At 67.5% G+C, this 13,168-nt stretch carries 11 protein-coding genes; 6 read left to right on the forward strand and 5 right to left on the reverse strand.

All coding sequences use genetic code 11. The annotated features are described in order from the left end of the window. Positions 1 to 9: 9 nt before the first annotated feature. Genes D2K64_RS01390 through D2K64_RS01405 form a run of 4 tightly spaced genes read right to left on the reverse strand, consistent with a single transcriptional unit; the run spans position 10 to position 3,831 of the window. Positions 10 to 822, reverse strand: a complete 813-nt coding sequence (locus D2K64_RS01390) for an ABC transporter permease subunit (RefSeq protein WP_120005918.1) — start codon at positions 820 to 822, stop codon at positions 10 to 12. After that, positions 819 to 1,658 (reverse strand): ABC transporter permease, encoded by an 840-nt coding sequence (locus tag D2K64_RS01395; RefSeq protein ID WP_120005920.1) that lies wholly within the window; start codon positions 1,656 to 1,658, stop codon positions 819 to 821. Before D2K64_RS01395 ends, D2K64_RS01390 begins: the two co-directional genes overlap by 4 nt. Further along, positions 1,658 to 2,710 carry an ABC transporter ATP-binding protein gene (locus D2K64_RS01400; protein WP_120005922.1) on the reverse strand — a complete coding sequence of 351 codons (1,053 nt, stop codon included), beginning with the start codon at positions 2,708 to 2,710 and terminating at the stop codon, positions 1,658 to 1,660. The genes D2K64_RS01395 and D2K64_RS01400 overlap by 1 nt, the downstream gene beginning before the upstream one ends. A gap of 5 nt (positions 2,711 to 2,715) precedes the next feature. After that, positions 2,716 to 3,831, reverse strand: a complete 1,116-nt coding sequence (locus D2K64_RS01405) for a polyamine ABC transporter substrate-binding protein (RefSeq protein ID WP_120005924.1) — start codon at positions 3,829 to 3,831, stop codon at positions 2,716 to 2,718. Positions 3,832 to 4,131: 300 nt separating this feature from the next. On the opposite strand from D2K64_RS01405, the gene D2K64_RS01410 reads away from it, so the two are divergent. From D2K64_RS01410 to D2K64_RS01435, 6 genes are all read left to right on the forward strand, one after another. Beyond that, complete coding sequence (locus tag D2K64_RS01410; protein WP_120005926.1) at positions 4,132 to 4,785, forward strand: hypothetical protein; 654 nt, start codon at positions 4,132 to 4,134, stop codon at positions 4,783 to 4,785. A gap of 39 nt (positions 4,786 to 4,824) precedes the next feature. Then, positions 4,825 to 7,275, forward strand: coding sequence for a glycosyl hydrolase family 28-related protein (locus D2K64_RS24980; RefSeq protein WP_202910406.1), 2,451 nt, complete (start codon positions 4,825 to 4,827; stop codon positions 7,273 to 7,275). Between the two features lie 2 nt (positions 7,276 to 7,277). Continuing rightward, complete coding sequence (locus D2K64_RS01420) at positions 7,278 to 8,495, forward strand: phage head spike fiber domain-containing protein (protein ID WP_120005928.1); 1,218 nt, start codon at positions 7,278 to 7,280, stop codon at positions 8,493 to 8,495. 28 nt (positions 8,496 to 8,523) lie between these two features. Beyond that, the gene (locus tag D2K64_RS01425; RefSeq protein WP_120005930.1) at positions 8,524 to 8,895 is read left to right on the forward strand and encodes a phage tail fiber protein; all 372 of its coding nucleotides are present in this window, start codon (positions 8,524 to 8,526) and stop codon (positions 8,893 to 8,895) included. Positions 8,896 to 8,926: 31 nt separating this feature from the next. Then, complete coding sequence (locus tag D2K64_RS01430) at positions 8,927 to 9,118, forward strand: hypothetical protein (protein WP_120005932.1); 192 nt, start codon at positions 8,927 to 8,929, stop codon at positions 9,116 to 9,118. Between the two features lie 490 nt (positions 9,119 to 9,608). Beyond that, entirely contained in the window at positions 9,609 to 11,105 is a 1,497-nt protein-coding gene (locus D2K64_RS01435) for a glycosyl hydrolase (RefSeq protein ID WP_162306137.1), read from the forward strand. Positions 11,106 to 11,519: 414 nt separating this feature from the next. Here D2K64_RS01435 and D2K64_RS01440 read toward each other — a convergent pair whose 3' ends face one another. After that, positions 11,520 to 12,950 carry a M20 family metallopeptidase gene (locus D2K64_RS01440; RefSeq protein WP_120005936.1) on the reverse strand — a complete coding sequence of 477 codons (1,431 nt, stop codon included), beginning with the start codon at positions 12,948 to 12,950 and terminating at the stop codon, positions 11,520 to 11,522. Between the last annotated feature and the right edge of the window lie 218 nt (positions 12,951 to 13,168).

A 13,168-nucleotide genomic window follows, 5' to 3' on the forward strand; every position in this document is an offset into this window, starting at 1 on the left:
GTCCTGACATCAGATCGCCGGGCCGCGCCGCCGCCGCGCCAGCCGCAACGCCAGCGCGCCCGCGGCCAGCAGCGCGGCCGCCAGCACCAGGATCACCACCGCCAGCGCGTTGACCTCCGGCGTCAGCCCGAGGCGCAGCATGGAGAACACCACCATCGGCAGAGTGGTGCCGGCCGGGCCGGACACGAAGCTGGCCACCACCACGTCGTCGACCGACAGGGTGAAGGCGAGTAGCCAGCCGGCCACCAGGCTGGGCGCCAGCAGCGGCAGGGTGATGGTGGCGAAGGCCACCGGCGGCGAGGCCCCCAGGTCACGGGCCGCATCCTCCAGCTCCGGCGCTATTTCCGCCAGCCGCGCCTGCACCAGCACCGCGACGTAGGCGGCACCGATCGTGGCGTGGGCCAACAGGATGGTGGTGGCGCCCCGCTCGGCTGGCCAGCCGGTGATGCCCTCCAGCAGCACGAAGAACAGCAGCAGGGACAGCCCGGTGACCACGTCCGGCAGCACCAGCGGCGTGCCGGCGAGCGCGCCGAACAGGGCGCGGCCGCGGAACGGCCCGCGCCGCGCCAGCACCCAGCCGATGGCACCCCCGAGCAGCACCGCCAGGGTCGCGGCGCCGCATGCCACCCGCAGCGACAGCAACGCGGCCTCGATCAGCCGGGCATTCGCCGCCAGGGCGGCGAACCAGCGCAACGAGAAGCCGCCCCACTGGAACGGGATGCGCGCGTCGCTGAACGCATAGGCGGCCAGCAGCAACACGGGCAGCCACAGAAACAGAAGGCCGAGCGCGAGGCCCAGCGCCGCCACGGGCAGCCGCCTCATCGGCGGGCCTCCAGCCGCTGAAACAGCAGGATCGGGATGATCAGCATCACCAGCAATGCCACCGCCAAGGCCGCCGCCACCGGCCAGTCGCGATTCTGAAAGAACTCGCCCCACAGCACGCGACCGACCAACTGCGCCGAGGGCGGGCCGAGCAGCTCCGGGATCACGTATTCCCCGGCCGCGGGAATGAACACCAGCAGAAACGCCGCCGCGGCACCGGGCAGCGCCAGCGGCAGCGTCACGGTCAGAAAGGCGACCGGCCCCGTGGCGCCGAGATCGGCGGCGGCTTCCTCCAGCACCGGATCCAGGCGCGACAGGCTGGCATAGAGCGGCAGCACGGCGAAAGGCAGGTAGGCATGCGTCATGCCGAGAAACAATGCCGGCCAGGAATACAACAGCGGCAGCGGTGCCGCGATCCAACCCAGGCCGAGCAGCAGGGTGTTGATCCAGCCCTCGTCGCGCAACAGGCCGATCCAGGCGCCGAGGCGCGGCAGGAAGCCGGTCCAGAACGGCAGCAGCACAAGCGCCAGCAGCAAGGGCCGCCAGCGCGGCGCCGCCCGCACCAGGCCCAGCGCCATGGGAAAGGCCAGCCCCAGGCAGAGCAGCCCGGTGCCGCCGGCCACCAGCACCGCGCCGAGAAAGGCGTCGCGGTAGAACGGGTCCTCCAGCAGCAGAGCGAAGGGCTCGCCGTTGATGCCCTCGGCGCGGCCGGGCAGCGCGAAGGGCGGGATGCCCTCGGCCGGAAAGGAGACCGACAAAGCCACCACCACCAGCAGCGGCACCGCCACCAGCAGGGCGAGCCACAGCGCCGGCAGCAGCAAGGGAAGCCGCCGCATCAGCCGCGCAGCGGCACCACGGCCGCCGCCTCCCAGGCCAGATGCACCGTGCTGCCGCGCGGTGGCGGGGCGCCATCCTCCTCGGCATGGCCGACGCGCAGCAGCGCGCCGCCGGCGGCGCGCACCAGGAGGAGGCTGTCATCGCCGCGGAAGGCGACCTCCTCGACCACGCCCTGCGACGCGTTGGCGCCTGCCAGGGGAGAGGGGCGCAGGGTGATGCGCTCGGGGCGCAGGGCGCAGGCGGCGGTGCCCCGATCAACCGGCGCCTCGGCCCGCAGCGTGGCGGCCAGGCCGGGACAATCGAAGCCCCCTGCCCCGTCAGGCTGTCCTTCCAGCACGTTGGCGCCGCCGAGGAAGCCCGCGACGAAGCGGGTGGCCGGACGCTCATATACCGCCCGCGGCGGACCGGCCTGCACCAGCCGCCCCGCTTCCAGCACGGCGACGCGGTCGGCCAGGGCGAGCGCCTCGTTCTGGTCATGCGTCACCATGATGAAGGCCGCGCCGGTTTCACGCTGCAGGGCGCGCAGCTCGAAGCCGGTGCGCTCACGCAGGTTGGCATCCAGCGCGCCGAGCGGCTCGTCCAGCAGCAGCAGGCGTGGCCGCTTCACCAGCGCACGGGCCAGCGCCACACGCTGCTTCTGCCCGCCGGACAGGCGGTATGGCAGGCGGCGCTCGAAGCCTTGCAGCCTGACCAGGGCCAGCGCCTCGGCCACCCGGCGGTCGCGCTCGGCCCGCGGCACGTCATCCCGCTTCAGCCCATAGGCGACGTTGCCCGCGACGGACAGGTGCGGAAACAGCGCGTAGGACTGGAACATCATGTTGAGCGGCCGCGCATGCGGCGGCACGGCGGCGATGTCGCGACCCTCCAGCAGCACGGCGCCGGACTCGGCGGTCTCGAAGCCGGCCACCACGCGCAGCAGCGTGGACTTGCCGGAGCCTGAGCCGCCCAGCAGCGTCAGGAACTCGCCCGGCGCCACGTCGAGGTCGAGGTGGTCCAGCGCCACGGTGTCACCGAAGCGCTTCACCAAGCCCCTTAGGGACAGCAGTGCCAAGGTGCTCAGCGCCCGGCCTTGAAGCGGCTCCAGAGCCGCGAGCGCGCACGCTCCGCCTGCGGCCCCAGCGCCTCGGCGGTGAAGGAGCGGCCCAGCATCTCCGGCGTCGGATACACGTTCGGGTCGCCGCGCACCGCATCGTCGACCAGCGGCGTGGCGGCCGGAATGGCGTTGGGGTAGCGCACCTCGTTGGTGATGCCTGCCATCACCTCCGGCTGCAGCAGGAAGTTGATGAAGCGCTGTGCGGCGTCCGGATGCGGCGCATCGGCGGGGATAGCCAGCATGTCGAACCAGAGCTGCGCGCCCTCCTTCGGCTGCACATAGGCAATGTCGACGCCGCGCCTTGCCTCGGCGGCACGCGCCTTGGCCTGGATCACGTCACCGGAATAGGTCATCGCGACGCAGTATTCGCCGGTGGCCAGCGCATCCAGGATGCTGCCGCTGGCGGTGATGGCGCGCACATGCGGGCGGATTGCCAGCATGGCCTGCTCGGCGGCACGGAGGTCGGCGGCATCGGTGCTGTTCGGATCCTTCCCGAGCCAGCGCAGCACGCTGGGCAGCACGTCGATGGCCGAATCCATCACGGCGATGCCACAGCCGGCCAGGGCCTTGGCATTTTCCGGCTTCATCAGCAGGTCCAGGCTGTCGAGCGGCACGTCGGGAAGCACCGCGCGCACCTTGTCCGGACGGATGCCGAGCCCGACAGAGCCGTACAGGTAGATGGCACCGTGCCTGTTGCCGGGGTCGCTGCTCTCCACCCGCCGCAGCAGCGTGGCGTCCTGGTTGTTCCAGTTCGGAAGGGCCGCGCGATCGAGCGGGCGGAGCGCGCCGGCACGGATCAGCCGGGCAAAGGTCGGCTCGCTGGTCGGTACGATGACATCATAGCCTGAGCGGCCGGCCGACAGCTTGCCTTCCAGCGTTTCCAGGCTGTCGAACACATCGTAGCGGACCTGGATTCCCGTCTCCTGCTGGAAGCGCTCCACCGCCTTGGGATCGATGTAGTCGGACCAGTTGTAGACATTCAATGTCGGCGCCTGTTGCGCCATGGCGGCGGGGAACAGGCCCGCCGATGGCAGCAGAACGGCGGCACACATCGTGGCGGCGAGCAGGCGTCGGAGCATGGCGGCGTTCCATCGCGGCAATGAGGAAGAAGGCTGCGCAGGCTAGAAGAGCTTGCAGGGCGGGTCCACGGCTGACGCCAACATAGGATTTTTATCCTTGACAAAGACGCGCTTTATCTATTAATTCCTGCGCTGTCAGCGGGCGACATGCGTCCGCACCACACCCCACCATGATGGCGCCTTCCCCACCCGGCCTGCGGCTTTCCGCGGCCGGGCGCCCGCGTTTGCGCGGCCTTTCCGGTGAAGCGCGCCGTGCCGGACCGGGTGGATCGCCGCCCTTGCACCCATCAGGAGATCCGCATGCCCTTCGACCCCCGTGGGCTCTCGGCGTTGAGCAGCACCGGCAGCTTCACGCTCTGGCTCTACGTGACCACCGACACGCGCGCCGGGGTGCTGGCCAGCGGCTACTTCAACAGCGTCGCCGATCGCCTGCTGCCTGGGCACATGCTGATCGTGCAGGCGGCCGATTCGATGAACTTCCTGCCGGTGCGTAGCAATGCCGGTGTCGGCAACGGCCTCGTGCTGGATGCCTCCGCGCCGCCGCTACGCCTCAATGGCTACGCCGGGCTCGGCTTCTCCTTCAACATCCCGCCCATCGAGGCGGTGGCGCGCAGCGTGGCCTTGGGGGCGGTGCCGAGCGGGCTCTATGTGGGCCGGCAGTTCACCATCGGCGCCACGGCCACCGGACCGGTCGACACCCTGGTGTTCAGCATCCTCAACGCGGCCGGTGCGGTGATCGCGGGACCGGTCTCGGCGCAGGTCGCCTCGGGCGGGGCGTCCGCCACCTTCACCGCGCCCGACCCGGGCTCGGGCTACCGCATCCGCGTCGCCGATGCGGCCGAGCCGCTGGCAACCCAGACCTCCCCGTCCTTCGTGGTCACCGAGCCCTACGCGCTGCTGACGGAAAGCGGCGCCACCCTCACCGCCGATGAGGGCGGCGAGATCCTGCTCTGAACCGCCGCCTGCCCGCCCCGCATCCGGAGAACCTTCCCCATGTCCGATAAAAAGATCAGTGAACTTCCCATTGTCACGGTTCTCAACGACCATGACGCCGCACCGCTTGTTCAGGGCAGCCTGGCGCTGGCCGAGACCCGGCGCGCCACCGTGGCGCAGCTGCGCGGTGCGATCCTGACCGAACGCAGCGTTCATGTGCGCGATTTCGGCGCGATCGGTGACGGTGTGACCGATGACGCCGCCGCGATCCAGGCCGCCATCAACGCGGCGGCGGCGCAGGGCGGAGGCACGGTGCAGCTCGGCCCGCGGCGCTACCGCATCGCTTCGGCGGAGCTGGACGTCAAGGACGACGTGTTTTTGCAGGGGCGGCCCGGGTCCGGCGGCTGGCGCAAGGATGGCAACTTTGCCCAGGTCAATTACGCGCTGCTGCTGCACCCGGCGCGCACGGTGCGGGTGCGGCGCAATGCCGGCCTGGCCGGCATGGCCATCCTGCGCGAAGGCCTGACCGCCCCCACCACGCTGCGCCAGGGCCTCGACGCCGCCGCGGCCTTCGGCGGCACGGCCGTCACCGTGGGTGATGGGGGCAGCGGCAACAGCGACGGCAATGGCGCCGATGCGCTGCTGACGCGGCTGCTGATCCTGGGCTTCCACTGGGGCATCTACAGCGACGGCAATGCGCGGCTCCGCGTCAGCGACGTGCTGGGCGACTGCACCAACGGCCTGTATCTCGGCCGCTCCTACGATGTGTCGCGGATCAGTGCGGTGAACTTCCATCCGCTGGTGACCACCTCGCGTTCCTGGTCCAACACGCGGCTGCTGATTTCCGCGGTCGCCAACAACGGCGCCGGCCAGTTCCGCGTGACCACCGCGACCGCGCATGGTCTCGCCACCGGAGACCTGATCAACATCGCCGAGGTCCGCAGTTCCGGTGCCTCCACCCTCTATGGGCGCTGGACCATCACCGTGGTGGACGGCAGCCGCTTCGATCTGGTGGGCTCCAGCTTCGCGGCCGGCTGGACCTCGGGTGGGGCGGTTTACGTCAACGCCAATCGCCGGCTCGGCAGCGGCTACGTGGTCAAGGACTGCGACATGGCCAGCTTCGAGAACTGCTTCGAATACGGTCACGATGTCGGCTATGATGTGCAGGACGCGGTGCATTCCTGCTCCTTCTTCAACATCGGCGCCGATGGCTGGGTGGACATGGCGGATCCGGTGCCGGTCGGCATCCGCATCGGCGGCACCGCGCTGCGCACCAAGTGGGTGGGCGGCTTCCTGTCCTCCAAGGCCTGCTCGATCCAGGTCAACACCACCGGTGCCGAGCAGCATGAGGTAATTGGCGTCAATGTCACGGGTGGTGGCCGTCGCATTGCCGAGGTGCTGGGCGGCCAACTGTCCCTGATCGGCTGCGACTTCACCGGTGCGCCAGGCACGAGCAACGTCACGGTCAGCGCCATCCACATGGGCAGCGGTGCCGGCAACCTGATCGTCGCCGGCTGCGACACCACCGCCGTCACCTTCACGGCCGACACTGCGGCGGCCATGCAGAAGCTGCAATTGCTGGGCAACCGGCTGCCCGGCGCCGCGACGACCCAGCGCATCGCCGCGGGCCGGGTTGAGCTGGCATCCGTGTCATCGGCCGCCGCGATCGAGACGCGGCTCTCCACTGATACCGACGGCGCCATCAACATCCATCGTCGCAGCGCCAGCCTCGGCGGCCAGATCAAGCTGTTCAACGCCGGCAATGCCAGCGCCGCCAGCCTCACCCTCAGCGGCACGGACTGCGTCTTCGCCGGCGACACCGGCAATCTCAATGCAGGCTTCACCTTCGGCGGCAGCGGCATGACGGCGCCGCAGACGGTGCGGCTGCGGCGGCTCTCCGCCAACCCAGCCAGCAGCGACCGCATCAGCGTGCTGGAAGCGGCCGGCAACAACAGTGGCGGCACCGAGCAGGTCTTTGCCCGGCTGGTGACAGTGGCGGAGAACGTCGCCACGGGGTCGAAGGCGGGCGCGGTGGTGCTGGAAACCCGATCTGGCGGCAGCATCGCCGAGCGGTTCCGCCTGTCCGCGAATGGCACCGTGACGCTGGCCGGCCCGCTGCTGCTGCCCGCCAATCCCACGGCGAATCTGCAGGCCGCGCCGAAGCAATATGTGGACAGCCAGTTTACCGAGCGGCGCATGGCTACCCTGCCGCTCGCGACGGCCACAACGGTGAACTACGCCGCGCACAACAACCGCGTGCTGATGGCCAATGCCGGCACCTCGCTGAGCCTGTCCTGGAGCAACACGCTGGATGGCTTTTCCTGCACGGTGATCAACCGCAGCGGCGCTGATCTGGGGCTGACCCTGTCCGGCTTCACCAGCAACACCGCGCCCACCAACAGCGACGGCTTCACCCGGATCCGGTCCGGCGGCGTGGCGACCCTGATGGTGTATTCGCCGGATGGTGGCACCACCCGGATCTGCCAGCTGGCCGGAGCGGGAGCTCCCTGAGCATGATGGCCGTTCTCGCTCCCGGCTTCATTGCATCGGGCCAGGCACTCCGGCTCGTCGGCTCCGGCTATGCGGATCGCCTGCAACACAGCCGCGCCGGGGCAGCGCTGGTGCAGGCCTCCTCGGGTGGGTTCGAAACCGCCAATCAGGACACGCCGCGCTTCCAGGGCGCGGCACGCCGCTTGCTCGTGGAGGAGGCGCGCAGCAATTTCCTGCGCAATCCCCGCGGCGAAGGGGCGACGCCGGGCAGCGGCAGCGCCCGACTTCCGGAATACTGGCAGATCGATGGCACGGTTCCCGGCATCACCGTTCTCGCCACCGGCGTCGAGGACGGGCTGCCCTTCGTCGAGGTTCGCTTCACCGGCTCCTCGACCTTCGCGATCCGCTTCGATGCTGCCAACCCGCTGACTGCGATCTCAGGGCAAAGCTATGCCTCCAGCTTCTTTCTGCGGCTCACGGGCGGCAGCCTGTCAAACCTCCTGATCCAGAACAACTTCATTACGGGCGGCAGCGCGCAAAGCTCCTTGGCGGTGACGCCCGTGGATCAGTCCCTCGGCAGGCAACGTACAACGTGGATCTGGACGCATTCCGGCTCCGCGACCTCGCTGGTCAACCGACTGCGCTTCCAGGCCGGCGGCAGCTTCGATGTCACATTGCGTATCGCGGCGCCGCAGCTTGAGATTGGTGCCACCGCGACGTCACCCATCCTGCCGCCAGCGGGAACGATGGCCATGACGACGCGCGCGGCCGATCAGCCGTTCTGGGATCATCCCTTGGCGTTCAACGCGGCGGGCACGCTGCTCCTCCAGGCGCAGTTGCCGCAAGCGGCGCCTGCCGGCCTCGAACAGGGCCTGCTGCAACTGGATGACGGCACCGACCAGAATCGCCTGGTTCTGTGCAATGCCGCTGGCGGAAGCAGCGTCCAGGGCTTCCCGGTCATCGGCGGAGCAGCCCTCGCCGCCCTGTCAGCCGGCGACATGGTGCCCGGCCAGCCGTTCCGCATCGCATTGGCCTGGTCACCCGCCGGCCTCGCGCTCTGCCTCAACGGCGCGGCCGTGCAATCCACCTCGTCCAGCATGCCGGCCGCGCTGAACCGCCTGCTGGTCGGCCATGCCTCGGCGGCCCTGAACAAGGCGGCGAATGGCGAGATCGCCGAGCTTCACCTCAGCGCGGCGCGGCTGCCCGACAGCCACCTCCGGGCCATGACTGCCGCGGCCTGAAGCCTCCCCTCCTCCAAAGGAATGAACCATGCCTATCCTGACCGACCATGGCCGCAATCTGCTCGCCCGTGCCTTGTGCGGCCGCAACCCGGCATTGCCGAACGCCGTATATGTCGCCCTCGGCAGCGGCGGCGGCACCAATGGCGTAACGGGGGAGCCGGCCGGCAACGGCTATGCCCGCCAGCGCATCACCTTCACCGGCACCGGTGCCCAGCGCAACGCGGAGGTGGTGCGTTTCATCTTCAACGCCGCGGTCGGAACGCTCACCCATGTCGGTTTGTATGACGCGCTCTCCGGCGGCAATGCGCTGGCCTACGGGCTGCTGACGCAGAGCGCCGCCATCACCGGCCCGGGCACGGTCACCATCGCCGCCGAGGCGCTCACCGTGAGTGGCGACTGACCAACTCTTTCCGACGCAAAGGATCATCGCGATGGACGTTTGGATTCGCATGCAGCTGACCCAGCCGAGCACTTGGCGCGGGCTGTTTCTGCTGATCACCGCATTGTTCGGCGTCAGCATCTCGGCCGAGTTGCAGACGGCTATTCCCAACCTCGCTATCGCCCTGCTGGGCGTCTGGGAGGCGATCCGCAAAGGCCGCCAATTCGGCGAACCGGGTGCCTGATCCAGGGCATCCATCACGCCCAGTGTTCTGGCATTTGCGCCTCGATGGTAGCCGCCGGCCTTCTGGCAGCCGCGCATCGGGGTGCCTTCAGCGCCTTGGGTATCAGGTAACGACAATGAGTACGGGCGCTCTGGTGGGCCAAGCCAACATTCACTACAATCCAGAAAGTAGAATTCTTTTTTAGTATTTTCATCAAAAGGAACTGCTGCGGCAGCTGTGAAGAATCTTTTTTCTGGGATGCTCTGGATCTTCCCTGTAAGAGACAGCAATTTTACTAAAAGTTGAATTTTTGCGCTGCGACTTCATCGAAGAGCTGTAATAACTGCTCGCGTTTTCGTGAGCCTCAGGCTAGGCAGTGCGTGTTCCGAGCGCATGGCGGGCGGCCACTTTCGCCAGCGAACCTCGCGCAACTCGTACCGGAGTTCACCAACCTTGCTGCCGCACGCAGCCGGGAATGGAAACTCTTGTACCCGACGCACAGGAAGCAAGAATGGCTCTTCTCGGGGTCTATGTTGATAACAGCGCCCAGCATGTCAGGCAGTTTGAGAAATGGCTGGGTCGGCCGGTAGACGGCATTCACGGCGTGGTCGGCAGCGCCAATTGGGGCGACTTCGTTTCCAGCTCCCGGTGGTCCGTGGACACGCTGTGGAAGCCGACCGGGCGCGAGGTATTCTGGTCTGTTCCACTGCTCGCAGGCGGCGCCGATCTCTGGTCCGCCTCCGATGGCGATTACAACCATTACTACAAGCAGGTCGCCCAGAATCTGGTCCGATATGCTAACAATCCGACGGGGGACATCTATGTCCGCACCGGTTGGGAGATGAACGGAAGCTGGTTCCAGTGGTCCGCCGAAGGCAAAGAGACCGCCTTCATCGGCGCCTTTCGGCAGTTCGTCGACACCTTCCGCTCCGTCTCGGACCGCTTCAAGTTCGAGTGGAACGCGAATGAAGCTCATGGCGGCATGGACCCGTCCAAAGCTTATCCCGGTGACAAATACGTCGACATCGTCGGCATGGATTTCTACTTCCATCCACAGTGGCAGGACTGGGACTCGGCCAAGGCCTTTGCCCATGTGCGCGACCAGAAATATGGCCTGCAATGGGTGGAGAACTTCGCCAAATCCCACGGCAAACCCACCGCTTATTCGGAATGGGGCGCACAGGGCGACAACGCGTCCGGCTTCATCAAGGCGGCGCATGACTGGTTCGACAGCCATAACGTCGTCTACCAGTCGTTCTGGGATTCGAATGCCAATTATCCCGGTCGCACATCGGATGGCAGTGATCCGAACTCTGGCCGGACCTACAAATCCTATTTCGGTGACGCCAGCACCCCTCCTGCCAATGTCGGCAGCGGCTCCGGTGGTACGTCGTCAGGCGGCGGCGCGGGCAACGCGCATGCGTCGGGCGGCTGGACCAAGCAGGCCTGGGGCGGCAGCGGCTACGACAATTGGTATGGCACCAGCGGCAACGACCGGTACCAGTCGAATGGCGGCCGAGACACCATGCAGGGCGGCGCCGGCGATGATACCTATGTCATCTCCTCAGCCCATGATCGCGTGGTGGAGAAGGCCGGATCGGGGACTGACACGGTGCAGACCTGGATCGGCAGCTACGCCCTTCCGGACCATGTCGAGAACCTGACCTTGACCGGCCATGGCTGGTCGAGCGGAACCGGCAATGGCCTAGCCAACATCATCATCGGCAATAGCGGCCACAATGTGCTGAATGGCATGGGTGGCCAGGACCGGCTCGCCGGCGGCAGTGGTGCGGATACCTTTGTGATCGGCAAGGCACAAGGCCACGACCGCATCACCGACTTCCGTGAGTGGGAAGGCGATAAGATCGCGTTTAAGGGCTTCGGCGGCGGCACCTACATCAGCCATGAGGGCGATGTCTGGTCCCTGCGCAGCGCTGACGGTTCGGTGACCAAGGTGACGATCAGCGGTATCACCAGCTTGTCCGCCAGCGATTACAGCTGGAGCTGATTTCCCTGTCGCTCGATGATGCAGCCAGGCATGGCGTTCTCGCCGGGCCTGGCTGCCTGCCAACGGACAATGTCCGTCGGCGATAGCGGCATGAGGACGGTGGGCACCGTTCGACGCTCCAACATGCGCCGGATCGCGGAGGAATGGAAAGCAGAGGCCGCGAATCACCGGCAAACTCACCGCTCTGCTCCCCAACCTGCCGCGCCATGGCGCAACGCGCTCCATCACGACATGGGCGGAGCCGCCATTCTCGCGGCTTCCCCGCGCCGCAGCCATCCTGCTGAAACCGATCGCGGCGATGGGCATTGCCTGAACTCTGTCCCGGCTGCAGGCGCCTCCGCTCTCATGGAACAAGCCGGCGCCCACATCCGGAAAAGCACCTGTCAGGGCAGTGATTTGCCCTGCATGCTGGTTTCAGCCGCCACTCGCCATCGCCAGGGGCGGCGCCACATTCTCCGGAATCGGGCAGACATACGGCGTGGCGGCCGTGCGCGCCGCGAGATCGGCCTTGGCCGCCGTCAGCAACGCCGGATTGTTGATCAGATCGAGCGCCGTGCCGGCCATTACCTTGGCCACATGCACCATGCCCTTGTGCGCGGCCGGCATCTTGCCCTGCGCCGTCCATTGCCAGGAATGCGCCGGCGTGCCGATCGCCTCCGTGGCGCCGCTGGCCTGAACCGTCGGCACTACCCAGGATACGTCCCCCACATCGGTGGAGCCGAGCAGGCTGGCACCCATGCGCTCGGCAATCGGCGGCTGGATGGCATCCGTCAGCGGCAGGTCCTTGCGCGGCGCGAAGCCGGATCGGTTATAGTTGCTGGCGATGTCCTGCGGCGACAGCGTTGCCTGGATCTGCCGCGCGAAGTCGCGGTCCGCCTCGTCGAAGGGCACGGGACCGAGCCGCATGAAATTGTCCTGCATCACCTGCTCCAGCGGCGCGTTTCCCAGCAGGTTGGCGGTCGCGGACAGGATCTTCACCGCCACAGTGGTTTCGGTCATCAACGCTGCCCCATCGGCGATCTTTCGCACCCGCTCGATCAGCGCGAACATCTCGTGCAAGGTATGCGCACGCACCGCGTATCGGATCTTGGCTTCGCCCTGCACCACATTGGGGGCGATCCCGCCGGCATTCAGGTAAGCATAATGGATGCGCGCATCACTCGGCATGTGCTCGCGCATGTAGTTCACGCCGACGTTCATCAATTCCACCGCATCCAGCGCCGAGCGGCCGAGATGCGGCGCCGCGGCCGCATGGCTTGATCGCCCGGTGAAGGCGAAATCAATCCGCGTCATCGCCAGAGAGTCGGCTTCTTGCACCCCGGCCCAGGCGAAGGGATGCCAAGTGATCGCCGCATCCACATCGCGAAAGGCGCCGGCGCGCACCATGAAGGTCTTGGCGGCGCCGCCTTCCTCGGCCGGGCAGCCGTAATAGCGCACCCGGGCCTTGACTCCGTTCTCCTGAAGCCAATCCTTCACCGCGGCAGCTGCCAGCAGCGCACCGGCGCCGAGCAGGTTGTGGCCGCAGCCATGGCCATGTCCGCCGATCGTGACCGGACGGCGCTCGGCGACGCCCGATTCCTGGGATAAGCCCGGCAGCGCGTCGTATTCCCCCAGAAAGGCGATCACCGGCCCTTCTTCCCCGGCCTCGCCCATCACAGCCGTGGGAATGCCAGCCACCTCCCGGGTGACGCGGAAGCCCTGCTGCTCCAGCATCGAGGCATGTTCGGCGCAGGAGCGGTGCTCGTTGTAGAGCAGCTCCGGCATATCCCAGATGCGGTCGCTGAGCTCGATGAAGGCCTGCTTGCGCTCCTCCACCAGGTTCCAGATGTTTTCGCTATTGCGCATGATCGCGGCTCCGCCTCGCTGGTTCTCCGGAGTGCCGCGCGCCAACGCGCCGCGTCAAGCCGCCGGGATCGCGGATGCATCTCAAAATGCATCCGACCTGCGGGATGCAGATGATTCATCTCTGGGACGAACCGATCGCGCGCTGCGTCGTTAAGGACGGGCTTGCCATCCACGCCGCCCCTTCCCCCAGGAGTCCGACGTGCCCCCAAAGGCCCCCG

Source organism: Teichococcus vastitatis, assembly GCF_003604215.1.
GTDB lineage: Bacteria > Pseudomonadota > Alphaproteobacteria > Acetobacterales > Acetobacteraceae > Pseudoroseomonas > Pseudoroseomonas vastitatis.